The following is a 279-nucleotide window of genomic DNA, read 5'->3' as shown; positions in this document are numbered from 1 at the left end:
CCCGTCTGCAGAGAAAGCGTTCAGCTGAGCAGTTGTCAGGCCTGTCAGCTGCTTGTTGGTGAGGGCATCAACCTGATCGGTCGTTAGCCCGTTCAGTACGTCTGGGTCAATCACTTGCATCTGCTTCGAGCTGAGAGCAGCAATCTGGTTGGTTCCCAGCAGTGCGAACTGTTCCTTGCTGATGGACTTGATCTGGTCAGTACCGAGCGAGGCCACCTGTGTGGAGGTGAAGGCCTGGATTGTGGCCGTGTCGAGTCCGTTGAGCGCTTCGCTCGTCAG

The 279-nt window shown here is 57.0% G+C and carries 1 protein-coding gene; it reads right to left on the bottom strand.

The genetic code is table 11. The annotated features are described in order from the left end of the window. Nucleotides 1-279 (bottom strand): hypothetical protein (locus AC27VJ_RS22610; protein WP_488685913.1); only part of this gene is annotated, 279 nt, incomplete at both ends.

Source organism: Agrobacterium sp. 20P9.1.2, from assembly GCF_057799395.1.
This window is presented reverse-complemented; position numbering and strand designations above follow the sequence as displayed.